Annotated in this window: 22 protein-coding genes; 12 read left to right on the top strand and 10 right to left on the bottom strand. The window is 40.9% G+C overall.

Annotated features, from left to right (window positions below):
* Window positions 1–8: 8 nt before the first annotated feature.
* From FTT94_RS04420 to sdsA, 4 genes are all read right to left on the bottom strand, one after another.
* Window positions 9–1,274: an efflux RND transporter periplasmic adaptor subunit gene (locus FTT94_RS04420; RefSeq protein WP_180170295.1), complete on the bottom strand. Its 1,266-nt coding sequence runs from the start codon at window positions 1,272–1,274 to the stop codon at window positions 9–11.
* A gap of 42 nt (window positions 1,275–1,316) precedes the next feature.
* Window positions 1,317–1,913, bottom strand: coding sequence for a phosphatase PAP2 family protein (locus FTT94_RS04415; protein ID WP_180129197.1), 597 nt, complete (start codon window positions 1,911–1,913; stop codon window positions 1,317–1,319).
* A gap of 152 nt (window positions 1,914–2,065) precedes the next feature.
* Entirely contained in the window at window positions 2,066–4,117 is a 2,052-nt protein-coding gene (locus FTT94_RS04410; protein ID WP_180170305.1) for a site-specific recombinase, read from the bottom strand.
* Window positions 4,118–4,148: 31 nt separating this feature from the next.
* A complete protein-coding gene (gene sdsA, locus FTT94_RS04405; protein ID WP_180005068.1) occupies window positions 4,149–5,126 on the bottom strand; it encodes an All-trans-nonaprenyl-diphosphate synthase in 978 nt (325 codons plus the stop codon).
* Between the two features lie 460 nt (window positions 5,127–5,586).
* Here sdsA and rplU point away from each other — a divergent pair, with 460 nt between their 5' ends.
* The 9 genes from rplU (at window position 5,587) to FTT94_RS04355 (ending at window position 13,893) form a co-directional block, all read left to right on the top strand.
* Complete coding sequence (rplU, locus tag FTT94_RS04400) at window positions 5,587–5,898, top strand: 50S ribosomal protein L21 (protein ID WP_078191390.1); 312 nt, start codon at window positions 5,587–5,589, stop codon at window positions 5,896–5,898.
* 19 nt (window positions 5,899–5,917) lie between these two features.
* Window positions 5,918–6,172 (top strand): 50S ribosomal protein L27, encoded by a 255-nt coding sequence (gene rpmA, locus FTT94_RS04395; protein ID WP_067764378.1) that lies wholly within the window; start codon window positions 5,918–5,920, stop codon window positions 6,170–6,172.
* 182 nt (window positions 6,173–6,354) lie between these two features.
* Complete coding sequence (locus FTT94_RS04385) at window positions 6,355–7,737, top strand: YadA-like family protein (RefSeq protein ID WP_257231151.1); 1,383 nt, start codon at window positions 6,355–6,357, stop codon at window positions 7,735–7,737.
* 232 nt (window positions 7,738–7,969) lie between these two features.
* Entirely contained in the window at window positions 7,970–8,665 is a 696-nt protein-coding gene (lolA, locus tag FTT94_RS04380) for an outer membrane lipoprotein chaperone LolA (protein ID WP_111885313.1), read from the top strand.
* 161 nt (window positions 8,666–8,826) lie between these two features.
* The gene (locus FTT94_RS04375) at window positions 8,827–9,618 is read left to right on the top strand and encodes an RsiV family protein (RefSeq protein WP_180170294.1); all 792 of its coding nucleotides are present in this window, start codon (window positions 8,827–8,829) and stop codon (window positions 9,616–9,618) included.
* A 117-nt stretch (window positions 9,619–9,735) separates the two neighbouring features.
* The gene (gene serS, locus FTT94_RS04370; RefSeq protein WP_180066755.1) at window positions 9,736–11,007 is read left to right on the top strand and encodes a serine--tRNA ligase; all 1,272 of its coding nucleotides are present in this window, start codon (window positions 9,736–9,738) and stop codon (window positions 11,005–11,007) included.
* Between the two features lie 73 nt (window positions 11,008–11,080).
* Window positions 11,081–12,481, top strand: coding sequence for a siroheme synthase CysG (cysG, locus tag FTT94_RS04365; RefSeq protein ID WP_180170293.1), 1,401 nt, complete (start codon window positions 11,081–11,083; stop codon window positions 12,479–12,481).
* A gap of 262 nt (window positions 12,482–12,743) precedes the next feature.
* A complete protein-coding gene (locus tag FTT94_RS04360; protein WP_180165687.1) occupies window positions 12,744–13,223 on the top strand; it encodes a tRNA (cytidine(34)-2'-O)-methyltransferase in 480 nt (159 codons plus the stop codon).
* A 229-nt stretch (window positions 13,224–13,452) separates the two neighbouring features.
* Window positions 13,453–13,893, top strand: coding sequence for a hypothetical protein (locus FTT94_RS04355; RefSeq protein WP_257227388.1), 441 nt, complete (start codon window positions 13,453–13,455; stop codon window positions 13,891–13,893).
* Window positions 13,894–13,985: 92 nt separating this feature from the next.
* On the opposite strand, the gene FTT94_RS04350 is transcribed toward FTT94_RS04355, so the two are convergent.
* Both FTT94_RS04350 and FTT94_RS04345 read right to left on the bottom strand, forming a co-directional pair.
* Complete coding sequence (locus FTT94_RS04350; RefSeq protein ID WP_180170292.1) at window positions 13,986–15,557, bottom strand: PT dipeptide repeat lipoprotein; 1,572 nt, start codon at window positions 15,555–15,557, stop codon at window positions 13,986–13,988.
* 70 nt (window positions 15,558–15,627) lie between these two features.
* Complete coding sequence (locus tag FTT94_RS04345; protein WP_180007577.1) at window positions 15,628–16,023, bottom strand: hypothetical protein; 396 nt, start codon at window positions 16,021–16,023, stop codon at window positions 15,628–15,630.
* 152 nt (window positions 16,024–16,175) lie between these two features.
* Between FTT94_RS04345 and FTT94_RS04340 the strand changes: the two genes are divergently transcribed.
* The 3 genes from FTT94_RS04340 (at window position 16,176) to FTT94_RS04330 (ending at window position 18,867) form a co-directional block, all read left to right on the top strand.
* On the top strand, window positions 16,176–17,372 hold the full coding sequence (locus FTT94_RS04340; RefSeq protein WP_180066752.1) for a cupin-like domain-containing protein: 1,197 nt from the start codon (window positions 16,176–16,178) through the stop codon (window positions 17,370–17,372).
* 66 nt (window positions 17,373–17,438) lie between these two features.
* A complete protein-coding gene (locus FTT94_RS04335; protein WP_180007579.1) occupies window positions 17,439–18,251 on the top strand; it encodes a DUF6502 family protein in 813 nt (270 codons plus the stop codon).
* The gene (locus FTT94_RS04330; RefSeq protein WP_180025802.1) at window positions 18,229–18,867 is read left to right on the top strand and encodes a hypothetical protein; all 639 of its coding nucleotides are present in this window, start codon (window positions 18,229–18,231) and stop codon (window positions 18,865–18,867) included. The genes FTT94_RS04335 and FTT94_RS04330 overlap by 23 nt, the downstream gene beginning before the upstream one ends.
* Window positions 18,868–18,928: 61 nt before the next feature.
* On the opposite strand, the gene FTT94_RS04325 is transcribed toward FTT94_RS04330, so the two are convergent.
* The 4 genes from FTT94_RS04325 to lipB all read right to left on the bottom strand — a co-directional run bounded on the left by FTT94_RS04325 (window position 18,929) and on the right by lipB (window position 23,049).
* Complete coding sequence (locus FTT94_RS04325; RefSeq protein WP_180007581.1) at window positions 18,929–20,326, bottom strand: APC family permease; 1,398 nt, start codon at window positions 20,324–20,326, stop codon at window positions 18,929–18,931.
* Between the two features lie 265 nt (window positions 20,327–20,591).
* Window positions 20,592–21,776 (bottom strand): iron-containing alcohol dehydrogenase, encoded by a 1,185-nt coding sequence (locus FTT94_RS04320; protein ID WP_111885299.1) that lies wholly within the window; start codon window positions 21,774–21,776, stop codon window positions 20,592–20,594.
* 3 nt (window positions 21,777–21,779) lie between these two features.
* Complete coding sequence (locus tag FTT94_RS04315) at window positions 21,780–22,313, bottom strand: hypothetical protein (protein ID WP_180055766.1); 534 nt, start codon at window positions 22,311–22,313, stop codon at window positions 21,780–21,782.
* 76 nt (window positions 22,314–22,389) lie between these two features.
* On the bottom strand, window positions 22,390–23,049 hold the full coding sequence (lipB, locus tag FTT94_RS04310) for a lipoyl(octanoyl) transferase LipB (RefSeq protein ID WP_180170291.1): 660 nt from the start codon (window positions 23,047–23,049) through the stop codon (window positions 22,390–22,392).
* Window positions 23,050–23,200 lie beyond the last annotated feature (151 nt).

Genomic DNA, 23,200 nt, shown 5'->3' with positions numbered 1-23,200 from the left:
TCTACTCCCTATGCGTTTGAAGTAGCTTTTTGTTCAGTTTTAGGCGCTGCTTGTTCTGCGGCTTTAGCGTTTGGCTTTGCTGCAGCAGGTTGTTGCGCACCTTGAGGTGCAGCAGCCTGAGGTTGATACGGTTTGGCTACAACTTGTTGCTCTGGCTTAACTTTCGCAATACCGTCAACAATCACTTTATCGCCAGTGTTTAAGCCTTGAGTAACGATCCAATTCGAACCTTGTGTACCAACAGTGGTTACAGGACGAGATTCAACAGCACCTTTTGCATTCACAATCATTGCAATCGCTTGACCTGTAGGGGTACGTGTAATAGCAGCTTGTGGAATCAGGTAAGCGTTTGGAATCACACCTTGAACGATGCGAGCATTGGCAAACATACCCGGAAGCAATAAATGGTTCGGGTTAGAAAAAACAGCACGAAGCGTAACAGTACCTGTATCAGGGTTTACACTCGCATCAGAAAATGCAAGACGACCTTCAATTGGGTATTCGCTACCATCTTCAAGACGTAATTTCACTTTGGTGTTATTACTGCTGTCCAAGTTGCCTTTGCTTAACTGTTGACGTAAGCGAAGAAGTTCAGCGCTTGATTGGTTAATGTCAACGTACATTGGATCAAGACGTTGAATTGTTACCAATGGATCAGCTTGAGATGCAGTAACTAATGCACCAGCAGTCACAGTTGAACGGTTTGTTTGACCTGAAATTGGTGCACGTACAGTTGAATAACCTAAATTAATTTCTGCATTTTTAAGTTCTGCCTGAGATGCAGCAACGTCTGCTTCAGCCAGTTTTACTTGCGCAACAATATCGTCATATTCTTGTTTAGAAATCGCATTTGATCCCACAAGCTGACGGTAGCGACCTTCTTTAACACGTAACACGCCTAAATTTGCTTGTTGACGTCTTAAAGCAGCACGAGCACTGTCAGCTGAAGCACGGTTTGTACGCGAGTCTATCTCGTACAAGGCTTGTCCTTCGCGAACATAACTGCCTTCTGCAAATAGACGTTTCAGTACTACACCACTGGTTTGTGGACGTACTTCTGAAATTTCATAGGCAGATGTACGTCCTGAAAGTTCAACAGATTGTTCAACGCTTTGCGGTTGGGCAACAATGACACCGACTTCAGTTGGTGGCATTTGCTGTGCAGCAGCAGCTTGCTGTGCATCTTTAGGATCTTTGCTACAACCAACAAGTGCAATACTTGTTGCCAATGCGCAAGCAGTCAGGGCAGGAGCCCAAAGCTTTGCAGACATCATTGTTCCACCTCAATTAGATATTTATCTAAATTATTCATTTGTTTACGCTTTACTGATTTTGATGTAACTCAAATAAAGTAGCGCGATCCAAATAAAACTTATGCTCCAACCGGATAAGACATCTGTCGGAAAATGAACCCCAACATATACTCGCGAAACACCCATACACAGCATCCATAACAATGCCAAAATGGTGATCAAGCGATGTTGAGCATGTTGTCGGTAAATCAAGATCATCAGACACGCAAGCGATGCAGCATAACAACTATGCGCGCTTGGAAATGAACTCCCGTAAGATGCTACAAGATGGTACATTTCTGGGGGACGTGGTCTGGTAAACGTAAATTTAAGCAACCATGCAAGGCCGATACTTCCAAAGATCCCTATACTGATAAAAACAATCTCTGTATATTTTTTATACCACGCAAAGTGTAAACACCATAGCGTGGTGAAAAATAATACAAAAGGCATGCCGCCTAGCGCGGAAAGTCCGATGGCAATTTGATTAAAGACAGCAATACGGTGCTGACTCATCCATTCCACGATATTTAAATCTAATAGATTTAAATAGCTAGAATAAAGCGACAACACACTGATAATTAATGCAAAAAAACCAACAAACAGTAGCGTTCGTGGCATATTTTATTCCTTGTCATTTTAACCGGTTTGAGCTCGGTTAATTAATGGACTAAAGTGTACTCATCAGTACACTTTATTTCAAGTATGTGTAAATCATACTGATTTTATTTTTTGTGTTCATTTACATCTTACTAAAATAAAACACAAATCTGCTAATGATTGTTCTTACTGGCTTGTGTGCCATCTTCAACTTCAAGTGGGGCTTTCGGTGGCCAGAAAAAGTCACTTGGTCGCGTTAGAAAATGAGTCATCACCAGTTTAGCCAGGGGTTTCCATTGTTCAAATCTTACGCGACGAGCCCGTAGTGCCACAATAATGGTTAACGTGAAACTGACGAATAAGTTGGTAAGACCGATCAGAATAACCCCTAAGAATGACACAATGATTAAGCCAATGTCTGGCGAACCATTGATATTGATGAGGCCTTGAATAAAGTTAGCCGATGCGAAGGCAATATGGCGAATATCTAAAGGTAAACCTAAGATATAACCAATTGTGCCCATACTACCCAGCATGATCCCGAATAAGAAGTTACCCGCCAAAGCACCTAAGTTTCGTTCAATGTAAGCGGCAAACTTATCCAGTCTGTCTTGACCCATGATGCGTTTTAACTTTGGATGCGCTTGAATTCGTGGTCCAACTTTGCGATAGACCGCCATGTTGTCAAAGTAACCGGCAATCAAACCCGATAAAAACAAACATACCCCAGCTATCGCAGCATGTGGCACAGCCAGTGAGGTAAATGGATTGAGGTCGTGTAAGGTTTTAGCTGCTTTTGCATGATTCATTAATGGCTCATGTAAAGCCATGTCCCAACTGAGGGCAATCAGCGCTGCAACAGGAATCGCAATACTGATGTTGCCTAAAATTGCAATAAACTGGGTGCGGATAATATTAATAATCAGCGCGGCAAGTTCGGCAATCTGAGCCATTTTCGAGCCTTTACGATGCTGAACCGTTGAGGCAAGTGCGGCAGCTGTCATCGCAGGCTGTTTGGTAGCAACCGTAAAATGTAAGACATGAATCAGCATAAAGCCGAAAGAGTAGTTCAGACTATATGAAATGGCTTGCATGAGCGGTGCCATGGTGACACGGGTCATCAGCACTTTTAGTGTTGCCATACATGCAATGATCACGCCGGCACCTGCCGCAGATCGGTACATGCTCATAAAGCCTTGTTTGTCCGTACTTACATAGTGTTCGCCAGTTTTACTTGCGTTTTCGGTGACTTGTAGGGCAACCAATTCACTATTGGTGGCGAGCAAATCGCGCACACTGCGCTCGCTATAAATCGCTGACGTCACATCACTGAGTAAACTACCCATAGACACATAGCGGACATCATCTTCTTCAACAATCAGGTTGAGTAAGATTTCTAAGCGATCTAAACACTGTTCTAAAAGCGACAATAAGTAAGTCAGGCTGACACTTACACCAATTCGTTTGGTCGCACGCCGAATCTTCAGCACCACATCACGACATTGTTCCAGCATTACCAACGCTTGAGAAGCATCTGGCGGTAGCACAGCACTCATTTCTTCAGCACTTTGATGGAGCTTTTTATACTGCTGAATAAAATCATTTATTTCACGGTTTTGCACCAAAAAAGGTGATTCATATTCGGTCAGTTCAGGCTGTGCATTAATAAATTCAGGATATAAGCCAATACCACTCACCCGATAGGACAAAACGGTAATGGCTTTAATTAACTCACGGCGAATTTTCTTTTTTTCTTCCTGATTGCTATGACCTTGATTAAATAGTCGAAATAGCTGCATCCATTGCTGATCATCAATACTGTCCAGCCAATATTTGTCGCTATGACGATAAAAAACTCGACGGACTAAATCTTGTAATTGAGTTTCGTCATTGATCAGAGGAAGAAAATGTGCGCCAAGCCGTTGGAACAGTTGTCCCCAGAAACCATCGAGAGACAAAATACCTGTGTCCGCATATAAACTGGTTTGTTTATATCGGCTAATGAGTTTTAGGACAAAACTTTGCAAGGTAGAGGCTGCATCTGGCGTGATGAGTAAAGCTTGGATGAAAGCCTGAAATTTTTTCTTAATTTCGTCGGTATTTTTTGTATCTTCTGGTCGAATTCGGTTGACCAATTCGATCAGCAAGTTTTCATCCAGCACAGCCCGAGGGGTATCGAGCTGTTGCTGCATGGTCAAAAAGATATCATTCAGTTTTATATGCATAGGCAAGGGGAATTACGATGAATATTGTTAATTATTGAATTCGGTGTAATGCCAAGTTTGCGAGGTTGATTAAAGCTTGACGATATTCAGTATCTGGTAGTGCTGCTAAAGCGGCTAGTGCTGCTTCAGTTTCTTCAGTCGCTCGTTGGCTACAATAATCAAGTGCCCCAGAGCTTTGTACAATCTGAATTACACGCTCTAAATCTGCCGTACCACCTGTGGCAATACTGCGGCGAATAATGTCATGTTCTTCGCCAGTGGTATTCTTTAAGGCAGAGATTAAAGGTAAAGTTGGTTTACCTTCCATCAAATCATCACCAATATTTTTACCTAATGTTTCAGCATCTGAGGTGTAATCTAAAATATCGTCAATAATTTGAAAGGCATTTCCAAAGTGTCCGGCAAATTTTCTAAGCGGTTCACGGTACTCTTGTGTACCCGTCAAAATCGCTGCACCTTCGGTAGCGAGCTCAAATAAACGTGATGTTTTACCGTGAATAATATCTAAGTAGGTTTGTTCAGTAGTTTCAGGTTGGTGCTGTGATTGAAGTTGTAAAACTTCACCTTCAGCAATTTCACAGGTACCCGTTGAAAAGTCTTTGAGTAAAACTTTGCTGTCTAGATCCACCAATAAATCAAAAGCGCGAGAAATCAAAAAATCACCCACAAGTACGGCAGTTTGATTATTCCATGTCGCATTTGCTGTTGGGCGGCCACGGCGTAAACCCGATTCATCGACTACGTCGTCATGTACCAAGGTTGCGGTATGTAGCATTTCAATAATTGCTGCAAGTTTACGGTGTTTTTCTAAATCTTCTGCGCCACAAGCCTTTGCTGCAAGTAAGCACATAATGGGACGCATGCGTTTACCGCCTGCTTCGACTACATGTTTACTGACTGCCATGACCAAGGCAACTTTAGACGTGATCCCTTCATTAATAAATTTGTCCATCGCAGCAAAGTCAGTAGCAACAGGCGCGAGAATATCTTGCTTAAAGTCGATGGTCATATGAAGAGAAACCTCAATAATTTTTGAATTACAGACGTAGTGTAGCAATTTGTTATATGAATAACAGATAAGAACTTACTCAATTGACTTAATCTTAAGTGATTTTTTTCATCAAGCGGAAGTATTGTACTTATTTTTTAACAGACTTTTATCTTTAGCATGTTGTTTGAACAGCATGTTGTTGATGTCAGTCCAGAGTATATTAGCGAATCGTTGCTAAAAATCTATGTCAAACCTTGCAAAAAAACATGGTAAGTGAAATAGATCACTCATTTTAATACTTTTAATGACACTGTTTATATAATAAACGCATACTCATCTAATATTTTACGGAAATGACTTGTTGTTTTTCGGGTTATCCCTTAAAATCTTTGCCTTTGCGAAACCCCAGTGACGATCGTTTTAAGATCGGTATATCCCTTTACCGGCACGACAACACGGGCATGTTTGGAGTACTTAAATGTACGCAGTAATCCAAAGCGGTGGTAAACAACACCGTGTAGTTGAGGGTGAAACCCTTAAAGTAGAATTATTGAAAGCTGAAACTGGCTCAACTGTTACTTTTGATGACGTGTTGATGCTTGTTAACGGTGACAGCATTCAAATTGGTGCACCAGTAGTAGCTGGCGCTAAAGTAACTGCTGAAGTAGTTAGCCATGGTCGTCACGACAAAATCCGCATCATCAAAATGCGTCGTCGTAAACACTATCGTAAACAACAAGGTCACCGTCAATGGTTCACTGAGTTGAAAATTACAGCTATTTCAGGCTAATTACGAGGAGTAAGTAGACATGGCAACTAAAAAAGCCGGTGGTTCGACTAAAAACGGTCGTGACTCGAACCCAAAAATGTTGGGTGTTAAAATCTACGGCGGTCAATCTGTGACTGCTGGTAACATCATCGTTCGTCAACGTGGTACTGAATTCCACGCTGGTGTAAATGTAGGTATGGGCCGTGACCATACTTTATTTGCAACTGCTGACGGCGTTGTAAAATTCGAAGTGAAAGGCCAATTCGGTCGTCGCTACGTATCTGTTGAAGCGTAAGCTTTAATAGAAAAAAGACCCGCATTTTTTTGCGGGTTTTTTTTCGTCTGAAGAAAATGTGAGGTATTTTTCTTGATTGTTACAAACGATGTATGAAGCAATAAATCACCATAAATAGTGATTTAAATCACAGAATATAAAAAGCGTAATAGAGGAGTACAAATACAAAAAAGGATAAGGACATGAATAAAATATTGAATACAGTTTTTATCAATGCTGACTATCAGAAAAGGAATTGTCCTGATAAAAGCCAACAAATTGCATTTGAAAAGACGCTAGGACTTGGTGAAATAACTTCAATCGCTATTAAAGCTGTACCAAAATTACTTGCTGTGAGTATTTTAATTTCTCTAGGTTCAATTGCATGGGCCGGTGGGAGTGGTTCATCACATCCTGGGCATACTTGTAATCGTTGCAATAGTGGTATTCCTGGTCCAGCAGGGCCAATGGGTCCTCAAGGTCCTGCTGGTGAAAAAGGTGATACCGGAGCAACAGGTGCAACCGGAGCTAAAGGTGACAAAGGCGATACTGGAGCAACAGGTGCTACTGGTAAAGATGGACTCAATGGCCGAGACGGAATCGATGGTAAGGATGGTTTGAACGGTCTGAATGGAAGCAATGGTCTAGATGGTGCAAGTGCTTATCAAGTTGCGGTGAGCAATGGTTATGAAGGCAATGAAGACCAATGGTTAGAAAGTCTACGTGGTGCAGTTGGCGCACAAGGGCTAACAGGTGAAAATGGTTTCAGTGCATATGAACTTGCGATAAAAAATGGATTTGTCGGTACTGAAGTGGACTGGTTATTGAGCTTAAAAGGAACAGATCCGTACATTAAAATCCAATCAAATGTTGCCAATACAGCACCTAAACCAACTGCGAATGGACAAGATGCGATTGCAGTCGGTGCAGGTAATAAGGCTGATGGTAATCAGTCTATTGCCCTCGGTGTAAACAATACAGTCAATGGTGATGGCTCTGGTGCAGTAGGTTCAAATAATACAGTCACAGGTAATAATACCTATGTGGTTGGTAACAATATCAACACATCGGCAAATAATGCTGTTGTACTTGGCAATGGTTCAAGCTCTAACCGCAATAATACGGTTTCCGTTGGCTCGGCTGGTGCAGAGCGGCAAATTATTCATGTGGCAGCTGGTACGGCAGACACCGATGCAGTGAATGTGAAACAAATGCGTCAAGCAGATCTAGAAGTGCTAAATAGTTCAAAAGCATATACAGATCAGCATGGGGCAAATGTACTCAATCAAGCCAATAGCTATACCAACCAACGTGTGAATGAATTGAACCATAATTTCAATAAATTTAAAGATAATGTTTATGGTGCTGTTGCTTCAAGTATTGCAATCGCCTCCTTACCACAACCCACAGATGCTGGATACAACATGTTTAGCGTAGGTATGGGGACTTGGGAAGGTTCACAAGGCTATGCAGTAGGTTTTAGTGGAGTAACTGAGAGCAATAAATATGTTTATAAATTGGCTGCAACAGGAAACTCTGAAGGTGACTTTGGCGCTGGTGCATCGATCGGTTGGCAATGGAAATAACTCAATATTGGAATGTTAAAATTGCTAAATCATAGTTTAATTATTTGAAAGGCATTTGAGTCAAATCAAGTGCCTTTTTACTTTATATTTCTCCATCATGATGAATAAAAAACAGCAATTTGCATTAATAACCATACAAAACTTCTTATTTTCTCTAAATTTAGTCAATGAAAGTGGTTTAAGATGGAGCCATCTAACAAATTGCGTTGATGCAAATATAAAAGGTGAATCTATGAAAATGCTTCGTAAAACCATCTGTGCTATGGCATTAGGTGCAGCGACACTGGCACCGGTTATGAGTACGACAGTATTCGCGGCACCAGTTGCAGCGTCGGAGCAGCAGGCAACTGCCAATTTGGTGAAACAATTATCGGGTATTAAAAGTTTTACTGCTAACTTTCAGCAAACTACAAAAGTGACCAACCCGAAAGCCACTCAAAAGAAAGGTTTAAGTGCGCAGCATATGAACCAGACTTTTACTGGGGTAATGAAAGTTCAGCGTCCGGGTAAATTCTATTGGGAAACAACCAGCCCATCTAAGCAAACCATTGCGACTACAGGTAAAACAGTTTGGATCTATGACCCAGACCTACAACAAGCAGTACGCCAAAGCTTAGATGACCAAGTTGCGAATACGCCTGCATTATTATTGTCGGGTAATACGGCTCAAATCATGAAGTCTTATCGTATTACACAGCCAAATAAGACCAAAACCTATTACACCTTATATCCAAAAAGTGATGATGGCGTGTTTCAAAGCTTAACCATTAGTTTTGGTGCGAAAAATGCGCCGACCTTAATGATTCTCCAAGACTCATTAGGTCAAACAACCCATGTACGTTTCAATAATGTGAAGGTCAATGCGTCTATTCCAGCATCAACTTTTAACTTTGTACCTCCAAAAGGTACGGACATTATTGATCAATAATTGTCATGAACGAAAAAAAGCAGACATCGGTCTGCTTTTTTTATGAAGAAATGTAAAGGACGCAAGCTGAATTTAAGTGAAATTTAGTAGTATGCTGATATTCATAGTTTGCTTAAATGAAGTAACTTGTGGTTTTGATTGTTGCTATAGGGAATTTTGGGATGAAAAAAAATCATATGAATAATATAGCTTGGGCTGTTTCAGCTGTGGTTTTAGTCGGGTCATTAACGGCCTGCCATCCTCGAAATGAACCTGTTGAAGGTGAAACAACGGAACAGAAGCCAGCGGTCGTCGCTGATGCGATTCCACTTATTCAATCTAAATCTGTTGCGATGCAATTACCAAAAGCACAAGCTTGCGATGCGGAAGGTTGTACCCAATATACGATTCAAACGGTTGAAACCAATGTTGATTGGATTAATCAATATTTTACTGACCGAATTAAAAAGGCAGATCCAATTGCATTTTCAACTGAGCCGAATCAAAAAATTGATTTATCGGACAAGACGGATGCAGGCCTAAGTCAAAGTACCACTTCTGTTCGATATATTAGTCAGTGGGGACATATCGCAACTTTTGCGATCGAAAGCTATACCTACGCAGCGCATGCTGCTCATGGCATGTCTCATGTTGAATATGTCAATTTTGATTTAAAAGCCAAAAAACGTTTGGCTTTACAAGATGTCTTGGTCAAAGGTGCAGATGCGAAAGTGATTAGCGCATTATTTGATGCCAACTATATGTGGTTAGATAGTCACGATATTGAACGTTCAAAACTACAATTAAGCGATAATTTTTATTATGGCGCGAACGGGATCGTATTTGCTTATCCATTGTATGAATTGGCGAGCTACGCAGAGGGCATGCCTGAGCTAAAGCTTCCATATTTTATGGCTAAAGGGCTATTTAAACCTGAATATTTACCAAGTTTGCCAAATTACGAAACCAAATAAGACAATTTGCAGCAAGATTATTGGTCTAATAAGGGGCAGCTGTAAGCTCGGTCACTGTATTTTTGAGTGTTAAGAGCTTACACTATAGCCAGTTTTTTTCTTTACTTAAGATTGGCTATGATCGACCCGAAATTACTCAGAAATAATATTGAGGCTGTAAACTTAGCCTTAGCAAAACGTGGTGTTCAACTCAACGTAGCAGAGTGGGCAGACCTTGAAGCTCGCCGTAAGGAAATTCAGTCTAAAACTGAGTCGTTACAAGCTGAACGTAATGCTGGTGCAAAACAAGTTGGTCAAATTAAAAAAGCTGGCGGTGATGCATCTGAAATCATGGCACGTATGTCTGCCATTGGTGATGAAATTAAAGCGGCAGAACTCGCACTTTCTGACCTTCAGGCTGAACTCGAAGCCAAATCTTTATCGATTCCAAATTTACCTCATGAGTCTGTGCCAGAAGGTAAAGACGAAAATGACAATGTTGAAGTTCTAAAATGGGGTACACCACGTCAGTTTGATTTTGAAGTCAAAGACCATACTGATCTTGGTGAAATGATGGGCGGTTTAGAATTTGAAACCGCAACTAAATTGACAGGTACTCGTTTTAGCGTACTCAAAGGCCCATTGGCGCGTTTACAACGTGCAATTACCCAATTTATGTTAAATACACATACCTTGGAAAATGGCTATACCGAAGCTTATGTACCTTATTTGGTTAATGCAGACTCTTTACGTGGTACAGGCCAATTGCCTAAATTTGAAGAAGATTTATTTAAACTTCAAGGCGAAAAAGAATACTACCTGATTCCTACTGCAGAAGTGCCTGTAACCAACTTCGTGCGTGACGAAATCATTGACCCAGAACGTTTGCCATTAAAATATGCAGCGCATACACCATGTTTCCGTAGTGAAGCAGGTTCGTATGGTCGTGATACGCGTGGCTTAATTCGTCAGCATCAATTCGACAAAGTTGAAATGGTTCAAATTGTAAAACCTGAAACTTCGATGGATGCTTTGGAAGAATTAACAGGTCATGCTGAAGGAATCTTGCAAGCGCTTGGTTTACCATACCGTAAAGTCGTGCTTTGCGGCGGCGACATGGGCTTTGGCGCAATCAAAACTTATGATTTAGAAGTTTGGGTACCAAGTCAAAATACCTACCGTGAAATTTCATCTTGCTCATGCATGGGTGACTTCCAAGCACGCCGCATGAAAGCGCGTTACCGTGCTGACCAAAAGAAAACTGAGTTTGTGCACACGCTGAATGGCTCAGGTTTGGCCGTTGGCCGTACTTTACTTGCCGTGATGGAAAACTATCAACGTGCAGACGGTTCAATTGAAATTCCAGCAGTACTTCGTCCATATATGGGCGGTGCTGAATTTATCGATTAATAGTCGATAAAGTGCATACATTTGTGCACAAAAATTGCTTAAGACAATCAGATTTAAACTATTGAGGTCGTGTGTGGATATCTTTCCAATCTCTTTGAAGTTGCAGCAGCAACCTTGTCTGATTGTTGGTGGTGGTCGAATTGCATATCGAAAGGCTGTGCTGCTTGCAAAAGCGGGCGCTCAGCTGACAGTTTGCTCACCTGAAATTGAAGATGATTTATTGACCTTGGTTAATAAAACCCAAGGTCAATATCTCAACTCGATTTATCACGAATCGGTTTATCAAGAAAATGCCATTGCGCTGCGTCAGTTTCGTTTAGTGATTGCAGCAACCAATGACAAAGCGGTCAATCAGGCGGTTTTTGAAGCCTGCGAAGCTGAAAATGTCTTGGTCAATAGTGTTGATGATCCGCCGCATTGCCGTTTTATGGTTCCTGCGATAATTGACCGTTCTCCGCTGGTCATCTCTGTTGCATCTAATGGCACATCGCCAGTGCTTTCACGCCAAATACGCACCCAGTTAGAAAGCTCAATACCGCATGGCATGGGCAAACTGGCTGAGTTCTCAGGTAAGTGGCGCGCAGCCGTTAAATCCAAAATCGTCAATCCAGATGAACGCCGTATTTTTTGGGAAGACTTGTATGCAAGTCCGCTCAAAGAGCAGGTATTTAATGACAATTTGACCGAAGCCAATCGTTTGATTGAACAGGCCATATTGGAATGGAAACAGCCGAAAGGCGAGGTGTATTTGGTGGGTGCAGGGCCGGGTGATCCTGAACTGCTGACCTTAAAAGCCCTGCGTTTAATGCAGCAAGCGGATGTGGTGATCTATGACCGTTTGGTTTCTCAGCCGATTATGGACCTCTGCCGCCGTGACGCTGAAAAAATTTACGTAGGTAAAGCACGATCTAATCATGCTGTTCCGCAAGAAGGCATCAATGCCTTACTGGTGAAATATGCAAGTGAAGGCAAACGTGTCTGCCGTTTAAAAGGCGGAGATCCATTCATCTTTGGCCGCGGCGGTGAAGAAATTCAGGAACTTTTTGCGGCAGGCGTTGCCTTCCAAGTCGTTCCAGGGATTACTGCTGCATCTGGTTGTTCGGCTTATGCAGGGATTCCTTTAACGCATCGTGATTATGCGCAAAGTGTACGCTTCCTGACAGGCCATCTGAAAGAAGGTTCGCCTGAGCTGCCTTGGAATGAGTTGGTTTATCAAAATCAAACGCTTGTGCTGTATATGGGTTTGGTCGGTCTAGAAAAAATTTGTGAGAAACTCATCGCGCATGGGCAGCGTTCAGACATGCCTGTCGCATTGGTTTCTAAAGGGACGACACCTGAACAAAAAGTCGTGGTCGGGACATTGGCAGATATTGCATCTAAAGTCAGTGAATACCAAATTCAGGCGCCTACATTGACCATTATTGGTGATGTGGTGAGTCTGCGTGAACAACTTCAATGGCATGAGCGAGGGTAAGCAACGCAACGCGTTGCCCGAGCGCAAGGCGAAGGCTATGCCTGAGCAAAGAGGATAAGCAGGCTGCTGAATTAATTGTCCAATTGCAAGGCGAAAGCTAAGTATAAAGGATATGAGTAAGTGGATTGTCCTCGTGTAAAGCGAAAGCTAAGCAATGTAGATAAGCAAGCGCTTGTTGTACCATCTAAACTTATGCTACAGCTATAGAAACTATAGCCTGAGCTTTAAGCCATTATTTAACTAAAGAGTAGAGAAAAAAACTGTGATCCATGTTGTTTTATACGAGCCAGAAATTCCTGCAAATACAGGGAATATCATTCGTTTATGTGCCAATACTGGAGCGCAGTTACATTTGGTCAAGCCATTAGGTTTTGAGCTTGATGATAAAAAACTTCGCCGTGCCGGTTTGGATTATCATGAATGGGCGCACATGAAAGTGTGGGAAAACTTTGAAGAATGTCTTGCGGGCTTAAAAGCGCAAGGTATTGAGATGGATGCCATTTATCCATTAACCACCAAAGGTTTTGAAACACCGCATACCTCCAATTTAAACCGTCCTGTGGCGCTGTTGATGGGGCCAGAAACACGTGGTTTGCCGGAAGATGTCCGTATGATGTTCCCGAAAGAACATTGGATTCGCCTACCTATGGCACCAAATTCACGCAGTTTAAACTTGTCTAATGCTACTGCTGTGATTTTATATGAAGCTTGGCGTCAGCAAGGCTTTAAAGAATTGGTCTAAGTGTGATCTGTTCAAAAAGCCGCTCTATCGAGCGGCTTTTTTATTGGGAGTGAACACAGTGAACCATTTACAGCAATGAAGTTTTGTAAAATAAGGGCTTAAAAACTTCAGCATCAATATAAAAATGTGTATAAGAACACTGTGAAGAAATAAAACGGGTACTTAAAACTTGAAATCTATAAATTTAAAAGCTTTTGGTGTCGTATTTGCGACCGGATTCATTTCATCAATGAGTTGGGCTAATCCAACCGTATCAACCACAACGGAACAGACAGCAGTGACCGTCACTGCAACTACAGAAAATGTTCCAGTTGTACCGAAGGTTGAGGTGATCAAGCCTTTTACTAAGGCTGAAATCCAGCAGGGCATGCTGGAAATGCAGCAAAGACAAAATCAGCGTATTGAGGAATGGGGAAAAACACTAAAAGCCGACGATTTTGAACGTTCATGGTATGGTGGTCGTCAATTGAAAAAGTCCAAACGTCAGGAAGTTTGCGGGATCTATCAGGGTTTAGTGAATGAAACCTATGGGTTGGCACAAAAAAATAAAGCAAGATTGAGTCAAGCGGATCAAAAACAAATATCAGACCGCAACCAATTTATTCAAAGCTTAGGTTATGAAAATAATATCGTTGATACCAAGATGGGTTTTAATTGCCGCTTAAAATAAGTGATTTTTATCACTGCTTTGATTTATGTGAATGATCCATGTCCTTGATGTAAAAAATAAAGGACATGGAAAAGCTCGAGATACCTCATGAATTAATCAATTAAATTAAAGTCACTCAGTTCTGTTTGTAGATGTTTTGGATTATTTGCAAACAGCAGTTGACCGCTGGTGTATAACCAACCCAATTGACCTTGCTGCTGAAGACGTTTCAGTAAGACGTCGTTAAATGTCGACGTTGCAAAGACAGTTTCACTAAAGACTTTAAACTCACCGACATTAGTGTTTTCACTGTCTTTCATAAACAGCATGCCGTTTTTGGTGGTTGAACTCATATCTAAAGCACGGCTGACTAAGCGGTAACCGTCTTTTGCTTGCTCATCGATCATCTCCTGTAATTTTAAGCTGCGCTCTACACTATTGCTGCCGGTTGGGTAAGTTTTATAGCGATAGCTGTAAGTGCCATGGTGTGCGCTGCTATTTATACAGGTTGCAACTTTAGGACTATTTTGTTTGCCGTTCAGAACTTCAGGTCGTAAACCTGTGAAATAGCTTTTGAATTGAATAATACGGCAGCCTTGGGCACCCAGTGTATTGAGCATAGTTTCCAGTTGCACTGGTTCTACGAGCGGGGAAACATAGCCGCTGTCATAGGTGTATGTCGCGGTATCGTTTTCTTTTTTAATGAAATAATCTTTGAAATTCAGGGCATTGGTTGGTCTGACGCTATGCAAGTATTGATAGCCTGATTTGCCTTTTTCATTTAACTGATTACGCCATGTAAAATATATGTCAGCGGTAGAGGGTGCTGCACGGTCTGCAACAATATGATTGAAACGCGTATTTTCATTGGCAAGTTTCATGTAGCTATTAACATTACCATTGTCCAGGGTTTTAGTATCATAGCCAATTAACTTATAACCGCTTTGTCCCATTGTATTGAGCTGAGCCAAGAAGTTTACTGTGTCGGTGGTATTAATAAAATTCTCAGACTTAAAATCTGCAGTTGTGATTTTGGTTTTCGGTTTTAAATTGGTGAAGAATTCATTGGAATTTTTTGTATAGCAGCGGCTGTCCTTGAGTGGGTCGGTAATTAGACCTCGTTGCATGATAATATAGCTTGGATTTGAAATCGTCGCGTTAATTACACAGAAAGAATTATTATTTAAAAAAGTTAAGACACGATTGCTCGTCGCGCCACCTCTGACTGGTTGAAACTTAATCGAATGATATTCAAAGTTATTTAGTGTCGCAGCCGGCTGTATTTCACTCATGACCATGTCATGAAGTAATTGATAGCGTTTGGAAATAAATTCACCGCTGCAAGTTTTACTTGAACTATTGTGTACCGCATATTTTAGTTCTTCGTTCACTGCACTGACTGAGTTTTCACTGGTTTTATGAATTGAAATTTGTGGTAAATCGCAATTATTGTTACCGAGGGCAGAATTCCCTTGAATCCATTCTCCTGTGAATTTATCCGCTACAGTTGTTGGCGTTGGCGTTGGCGTTGGCGTTGGCGTTGGCGTTGGCGTTGGCGTTGGTGTAGGTGTAGGTGTAGGTGTAGGTGTAGGTGTCGCGCCATCATCATTGGAGCTTGATCCACCACAGCCCACCAATGTCGTAAATACAGCAGCGATAATGCTGATTTTGTGATTATTATTCATGACTAGTGCTCAATAGAGTAAAGTTGTTATGTACGGCTGATGCGGTTGTATAAACATTTAAAATCAAGATTTATTGAACAAGGTGTGATTCAATCCAGCCATTGCCATGTTCTGTAGTGACTTCTATCAAACCTGTTTTAGTCATGTTTCCCGCAAAAATAATATCTGCATTTTTTGACAGTTTATTAATGACTTGGCTCGATTTATCGGCAGTTTTATAAAGCGGTAGATTATTAATTTTAGGTCTAAGTTGCTGTCCCATACTGAAACCATTTGCAGCATAATTTGAATTAGTCGTGGCCTGACTGCCTGTCCATTCTTTTGCGGTATTCGATACTTCTTTGGATGTTTCATTAAATTGATTCAGTGTATTTCTTAAATCACGCATGGTATCGGCAAAACCTGCATATACCGGTATTGAAGCTAAAGACAGACTGCTAACAATGACTAAATGACGAATTTTCATGAACTTTCTCCTTTACTTTGTTATGTCATTCCGCATGAGTTTTGTCGGATTCATAACATTCGCGGTGTTTAAATAATTATAAAATGCGAAAATTTAGCATTTTTAAAATAGATCATTTATACTTCACTTGTAAAGAGGGTGGAGTGGTGAAAATGAATGTAGAAAGCCAGAGTGAACATCTAAAGCAAAGTAAAAATTGGTATCAGTCCTTACCGACGGAATGGCAAAATTGGTTGAATGAAAATATTGAAAATGGTTGCGATGTACAGAAAATAAGTCTAATTTTACAATCACATGGATTAAGCCCAAGGGCGGATCAATACTTATTTTCTGATGCAGACCAACTTTCAGAACAGCTGCAAAATGAACTTTTGGACTACAGTCTTGAGGGCTTAGAGACAGATGAAATTTTAGAAAAAATTAAGCAAAAAAATATTTCAAATCATTTGATCATTCAGTTTTTAAAGCGTGTAAACAATAACGTAATTTTTAAAAAACTGAAGCAAGTACAGCAACAGCAGAATAAACAGCGTTGGCTATTACAGGTGATGGGTCAATTGAATCAATTGAACGACCACATTCCATCCACAATCGATTGCATAGAAACACCTGATTTTGAAACATTTATAGAGCGGTATTATAGCCAGATGCGACCAGTCATTTTAAAAGGTGGGATACAACATTGGCCTGCACTGCATAAATGGAGTCCTGATTATTTTGCACAGCATTTTGAAAATGAGTTGGTTGAAGTCCAGATGCATCGTGAGCAGCATCAAGATTTTGAAAAAAAATCGGTACAATTGAAACGTATTATTTTGATGCAAGATTTTGTCGCACAAATTAAAGCCACTAAGCACAGCAATGACATTTATTTAACTGCGAATAACGCCGCTCAAAATAAGCAATTTATGCAAAAGATTAGTGAAGATCTAGGTGACTTCGCCAAAGCTTATTGTCAAAAAGAGATCAAAAATCGACATTTTTTATGGTTTGGCCCTGCAGGCACATTTACACCACTGCATTATGACTTAACCAATAATATGTTGGCACAAATCTATGGACGTAAAAAAGTGACTTTGATTCCTGCATGGCAAATGCCGTATATGTATAACGATCATTGGGTATTCAGTCAGGTTTCAGACGTCGCAAAGGCTGATCTAGCAGACTATCCATTGTTAGAAAAAGTGACGCCATTTGAGTGCATTTTGCAACCAGGGGAAACCTTATTTATCCCAATTGGTTGGTGGCATAGTGTTGAAAGTTTAGATATCTCGATCAGTGTTTCTTTTACGCATTTTAATGTAAATAATCATTTTTTTACTGAATATCCTCAAGATCTCATCAGATAAAAATTGTGAAGTAGATTAAACAATGCGAAAATTTCACTTATGCAGTCTAATTTTCATGGCAATTCAATGAGCAAACTTCTCACTAATGAGGCAGATCAAAATTTACAGCAAGTATTGGTGCTGATGAATGAGCTGAGCCAATGGCTGATTCGCTCAGGTGTGGGATATACCGAGTTTACTGCTGCATTGAAACCGGTTTTTTTCCAACAAGCTGTACAAGAGTTAGAGCGTATCGATCAAAAACCGACGATTTCCGCGATCAGTTTACTTTCTGGCCTGCACCGTAAAGACGTGACTGCTTATAAAGAAGTGATTTCTGAGGGTAAGGATCTGACTGAAGCAACTGTTTCGGAGCCAATTAGTGTGCCATCACGTGTGATTGGTTTGTGGCTTGCAGAAGGCTGGGGGGATTCATTGCCCTTTAGTAGTGAGTCGGAAAATAGTTTTGAAATGTTAGTGAAACGTATCTCCACCGAGCGCCATCCACGTTCGGTACTCAATGAGCTTGTTCGTTTGGAAATTGCCACTGAAAAAGATGGACAGGTGTATTTACAACAACGTCGTTTTATTCCAGATCCTTCGCAGTTAGAAGCACGTAAAATTTTAACACGAAATGTTCAAGCGCATTTAGAAGCGGGTTTGCATAATTTATTGAATCCTGATGAAATACCTTACTTAGAACAAGCCATTTGTGCTGACGAATTAACAGAAGAATCGATTAATAAATTACATGAAATGAGCTTAGAGCTTTGGCAGAAATACTCACTACAACTTTTAAAACTTGCCGCGGAGCGTTGCGCAATGGATGACGGGAATCCTGAAGCAAATCGTGCATTTCGCTTTGGAGTTTATCAACATGATGCGAAAATTAAATTTTAAAATACTGACACTTTGCAGCCTGATGTCCATATTGTCAGGCTGTGAAATTGATTTTTTTTCGAGCGGTGGGGTAACGATCGAAGGCACAGGTGATCCAATCATTGATATCGGTCATGCAGGGGATGGCCGCGGAACAATTATCTTGGGGACACGATATTTAGAGTTTTCAGCTTCCGTGCAGGATTCTTGTTATGGCGTGGAACGTAAATTAGCCTTCCTCAATCCATTTGATCGTCAGTCGATTGACACAAAAACGTATGTAGAAATACCTGCTGCCCAAGCGGATCTTAATTCGCAAAATGTTCAATTGATCTTAAAAAATACCAATAGCGTACCAGTCACCATTCATTTGCAATGTGATATGCCATTAACCATGCAATTATTCGAGCAGGTTAGACCATATTTTCCAAAACAAGTATGTGATACACCTATAGATATCAAACTCTATCCACAACAACAGCATATATTTGAAGCAGCTGTAAATTTAGAGACTGTTGAAGATGGTATATGGTCACACGGTGATGGAGCATCGGTTGAATTAAAAGGCAATACACCAGACAAGTGTGAAGAAATTTCAATTCAATTTCAGCAATCTAGAAAATTCATACAACCTTAATTGGTATATTTAAAACAAAAAAGGCGCTTTAAGCGCCTTTTTTGTTTAGAGATAAACTTGATTAGAATTTATCATCAAATTCGTTATGTTGTGGTGCTGGGTGTTTAAAACCTTTAGTTTTATAACCAAGGTATAAAATACCGAACATTGCCCACCATAAACCATATTTCAAAGCAGTTTCTTCAATTTCTAACCACATCGCAAAGATACTGATAAAGCCAAGCATTGGAATAACGACAAAGCTAAAAATATCTTTGGCTGTTTTTGTGCGGCCATCACGAAGTGCATAACGTGAAATCACAGATAAGTTCACGAAAGTAAAGGCTGTCAATGCACCAAAACTAATCATCGAAATGACAATATCAAGATCCATAAAGCCCGCAGTTAATGCAACCGCACCTACAATCATGATGTTGTACGATGGTGTGAAGTTTTTCGGACTAATATGACCAAAGATCTTCTTGTTAATGACGCCATCACGCCCCATTACGTACATCAGACGTGATACACCGGCATGTGCAGAAATACCTGATGCCATTACTGTCACAATCGCAAAAGTTAAAACATAGGATTGGAACAGTGAGCCGCCGACGAGCAAGAGTATCTCTGGCTGTGTTTCAGCAATATTCTTGAAATAGTTACCCGGCTCAGCAGGGAAGAACAGCTGCATGAAGTAGGTACTAATAATGAAGATAATCCCTGCGATTAAAGCAGTTAAGAAAATCGCTTTCGGCAGTGTTTTCTCAGTATCTTTTGTTTCTTCTGCCAATGAACTTAATGAGTCAAAACCAGTGAACGAGAAGCACAGTAATGTTGCACCTGTAATCAGCGCACCCACAGACGTCAGCTCATTCCAGAATGGCTCAAGGCTCCATAATTGGTAGCGTTCTGCCGCAGAAATCGGGCCATCAGCATTGAAGCCCATTTGAAGCTTGCTGTAGACCATCCACGTGAAAATACCAATTACTAATAACTGCACAAGTACAATCAGGCTGTTAAAGTTAGCAACAAAACGCGCGCCGCGTAAGTTAATTCCAGTCATGAATGCCGTTAGCACAATGACCCATACCCAGTGGTTTACTGTTGGAAATAGTGCTTCAAGGTAAATCACTGCAAGAATAATATTCACCATTGGAGACAGCAGGTAATCTAGCCATGATGACCAGCCCACCATGAAACCAACGTTCGGGTGAATGGATTTTTGAGCATAGGTATACGCCGAACCCGATGATGGATAGCGACGGATCATATGTCCATAACTGATAGAGGTAAACAAAATTGCAATCAGGGCAATAATGTAAGATGTCGGCACGTGTCGATGACTTTCTTCAGAAACTAGACCGAAGGTATCGAACAAGGTCATCGGCTGAATATAAGCCAAACCAATAATAATAATGTGCCAGAGTCCAAGCGTTTTTTGCAGTTTAGCTGCCGATTGAGTCCCAGAGATATTTGTCAACGGCGTTATCCTCTTATCGTTGATCAAGGATCAGTCATATTCTAAGGATCGTTTGAGACGAACGATCCCCCCTACGTTTTAAAACAAAAGTGCGCCAATCTACTCCAAATTGGTACATTTTGTCAGTAACTTTGAAATTATTTTTAGCAGAAATTATGCCAGTTTGATTAAAAAATAACTGATATTGTGTTCTGCAAGTGAAAAGCCCGATGTTTAAAAAAACATCAGGCTTAATTTTTCGCTATATTCGCTTATTTTTCAGCAATTACCAAGCTTTTTTTAGAATAGTTTTGAGGTCTTCTAAGCTGGCTTCTTTAGGATTATAAATAATCGATCCATCATTCAGTGCTTTCTCTGCCACTTCATCTAATTGAGCTTCTGTCACCTTGCCAGTTTCACTCAAAGTACGAGGTAATTTGGTCAAACTAAACAAGCGGTCACGCATGGCTAAAAGTGTTGAAATGGCTTTTTCAGCGCGGAGGTTGGCCGGCGTTTGTGCATAAATATCAGGGCCAGCCAGTGGTAATAGCAATTCAGCAATCTTATCGCCATTTACTTCTTTGTTGTATTCCAACACATACGGCAGGAATAAGTTCATGCATAAGCCGTGGGGCAGGTGAGCGACTGCACCCAGTGCATGACCTAATGAATGCACTAATCCAACCATCGAATTCGAAAATGCAATTCCTGCCATCGTAGAAGCTTGTGCAAGTTCTAAGCGACCATGTGCATCGCTGGTATTATCTAATACACCAAATAAGCTATTGCTAATTTTCTTGATTGCGGCAGTTGCATAGGCATCTGAAATCGGGTTCGCCGCCATGCACGTATAGGCTTCAATGGCATGCGTCATCGCATCCATCGCTGTCATCGCCGTAAGATGAGGTGGCAAAGTTTGCGTCATACGTGGGTCAAGAATTGCCGCATGTGGCATCAAATAATTCGATGCAAAGGCCATTTTTACATTCTTTTCAGGGTCAGAAACCACAGCGACCATAGTCACTTCTGAACCTGTACCCGAGGTTGTTGGAATCACAAAAAATGGTTTTAACGGTTTTGGTAAGTTGTGCGCACCTGAGTATTTCAGTAAGTCATCGCCACCTTCAGACACCAAGATATTGGTTGCCTTAGAGGTATCAATGACTGAACCGCCACCGACTGCAATAATGGCATCACATTGGTTGTCGCGGTAAAGTTGAGCCGCTTTACGTACGGTTTCTAAACTTGAGTCTGGCGGAACATCATCAAAAATATATCCAATCACCGTCTCGGTGCTTTCAAATGCCGCTTCAATCGGTGCAAGTAATTGATTACTGCGAACGCCTTTGTCGGTAATGATCATGGGACGTTTAGCACCCAAAGTAGACAGTTCGAATGGGATGTGTTCTAAAGCAGCATGGCCAGCAATCACTTTTACAGGACAGAAAAATTCGTAATATGGTTTAGCCATGTGTTATGTGCTCCGTTTTAAATAAGACTGGGCTACTTTTAAATAAATATTTGCAGCACCGCTCAGTTTTTCTTTTAGGCTTAAATGTGTTGGATATTCTTTGACAGCCAATTCAGCCACCAATTTAGGTAAAATTAATGCTTCCATTTTGTTGAGACAACGCACCAGTCGGATCGCATAAGACAAATCACCATCGGCGATCATGCGGTCATTGGCAAAGGCTTGTGCGGTACTTTCTTGAAATGAGAAGACCAAAAAGGCATGACTCAAATGCTTAAACGTAATGGTTAAGTCCGGCTTTTGAGTGCCGGGTGTGAGGAGTTTGAGTTGGTGGTCTTCCGTGACTTGCGCGACAAATGCAGCACCATTAGGAAAAACGTTCATAGATAAAATAAAATTAACTGGAAATTTAGCAACTTCTTGTTTAATTTCTTCATCGACCTGGCTCGCCATGACCAGACCTCTGCCAATCACATCCATCATGAGTTTGACATAGGCCTGCTGGAGCGCGGGTTTAACGGATTTAGTTGCAATCACGTGTACATCCCTTATCTATAATTATTAAATTTAGAGCTTTTACTCTAAATTATTTTATTTGAGAAAGCAAAGTCTTTTATAGTTGTTTGACTGTTACGTCTTTAAAGTAACCACTGTTTTTCAAAGTATCAATGATATCGACGCATAAGTTTTCAAATTTAGGGTAGTCCTGTACTAAATCTTGTATGCGTACCATTTCCAATCCTGCATAGCCACATGGATTGATGGTATGAAAACCAAATAAATCGCAATCAATATTCAGTGCTAAACCATGATATGAACGACCTTTACGAATTTTAAAGCCCAATGAACCAATTTTTCGTTCATTGACATAAACACCCGGCGCATCAGGCTTGGCATAAGCTTGAATACCATATTTGTTCAGCAAATCGATCATGATGGTTTCGGCATACGAGACCAATGTACGAACATTCCAGCCCAAACGGTTTAGGTCAAACATGAAATAAGCCACCAATTGACCCGGCCCATGCCAAGTGACTTGTCCACCGCGGTCTGTTTGTACCACAGGGATGTTACTTTGCACCAAAATATGTTCAGGTTTACCAGCTTGCCCCTGAGTTAATACGTCGGGATGCTGTAATATCCACAGTTCATCAGGCGTGTTTTCATCGCGCTGTTCAGTGAGTGTTTTCATCTCTAAAAAGCGGTCTGCATAAGGGGTCAGGTGGTTATATTGACGAATGATTAATTCGGGTTTTTGAACAGTTTCAGTCACGTATTGCGTGTCCTTTTCTATCAAAGTTATGTATGGATTATAATGAATTAAGCGTACAAAAGGGGGTTAAATACTGAATACTTGAAGGGATCACTATTGTATTTAGACATAAAAAAACACGCTCTAAAGCGTGCTTTTTTAATTGTATCAA

Source organism: Acinetobacter sp. YH12027, assembly GCF_013420085.1.
Lineage (GTDB): Bacteria > Pseudomonadota > Gammaproteobacteria > Pseudomonadales > Moraxellaceae > Acinetobacter > Acinetobacter amyesii.
Note: the sequence above shows the minus strand (reverse complement) of the source record. Positions and strands in the feature narration are given on the sequence as shown.

Excerpts from the sequence above, each read along its gene's own strand:
- FTT94_RS04420 (WP_180170295.1), bottom strand. The coding sequence starts at position 1,274 with ATGATGTCTGCAAAGCTTTGGGCTCCTGCCCTGACTGCTTGCGCATTG.
- FTT94_RS04415 (WP_180129197.1), bottom strand. The coding sequence starts at position 1,913 with ATGCCACGAACGCTACTGTTTGTTGGTTTTTTTGCATTAATTATCAGT.
- FTT94_RS04410 (WP_180170305.1), bottom strand. The coding sequence starts at position 4,117 with ATGCATATAAAACTGAATGATATCTTTTTGACCATGCAGCAACAGCTC.
- sdsA (WP_180005068.1), bottom strand. The coding sequence starts at position 5,126 with ATGACCATCGACTTTAAGCAAGATATTCTCGCGCCTGTTGCTACTGAC.
- rplU (WP_078191390.1), top strand. The coding sequence starts at position 5,587 with ATGTACGCAGTAATCCAAAGCGGTGGTAAACAACACCGTGTAGTTGAG.
- rpmA (WP_067764378.1), top strand. The coding sequence starts at position 5,918 with ATGGCAACTAAAAAAGCCGGTGGTTCGACTAAAAACGGTCGTGACTCG.
- FTT94_RS04385 (WP_257231151.1), top strand. The coding sequence starts at position 6,355 with ATGAATAAAATATTGAATACAGTTTTTATCAATGCTGACTATCAGAAA.
- lolA (WP_111885313.1), top strand. The coding sequence starts at position 7,970 with ATGAAAATGCTTCGTAAAACCATCTGTGCTATGGCATTAGGTGCAGCG.
- FTT94_RS04375 (WP_180170294.1), top strand. The coding sequence starts at position 8,827 with ATGAAAAAAAATCATATGAATAATATAGCTTGGGCTGTTTCAGCTGTG.
- serS (WP_180066755.1), top strand. The coding sequence starts at position 9,736 with ATGATCGACCCGAAATTACTCAGAAATAATATTGAGGCTGTAAACTTA.
- FTT94_RS04355 (WP_257227388.1), top strand. The coding sequence starts at position 13,453 with ATGAGTTGGGCTAATCCAACCGTATCAACCACAACGGAACAGACAGCA.
- FTT94_RS04350 (WP_180170292.1), bottom strand. The coding sequence starts at position 15,557 with ATGAATAATAATCACAAAATCAGCATTATCGCTGCTGTATTTACGACA.
- FTT94_RS04345 (WP_180007577.1), bottom strand. The coding sequence starts at position 16,023 with ATGAAAATTCGTCATTTAGTCATTGTTAGCAGTCTGTCTTTAGCTTCA.
- FTT94_RS04340 (WP_180066752.1), top strand. The coding sequence starts at position 16,176 with ATGAATGTAGAAAGCCAGAGTGAACATCTAAAGCAAAGTAAAAATTGG.
- FTT94_RS04335 (WP_180007579.1), top strand. The coding sequence starts at position 17,439 with ATGAGCAAACTTCTCACTAATGAGGCAGATCAAAATTTACAGCAAGTA.
- FTT94_RS04330 (WP_180025802.1), top strand. The coding sequence starts at position 18,229 with ATGATGCGAAAATTAAATTTTAAAATACTGACACTTTGCAGCCTGATG.
- FTT94_RS04320 (WP_111885299.1), bottom strand. The coding sequence starts at position 21,776 with ATGGCTAAACCATATTACGAATTTTTCTGTCCTGTAAAAGTGATTGCT.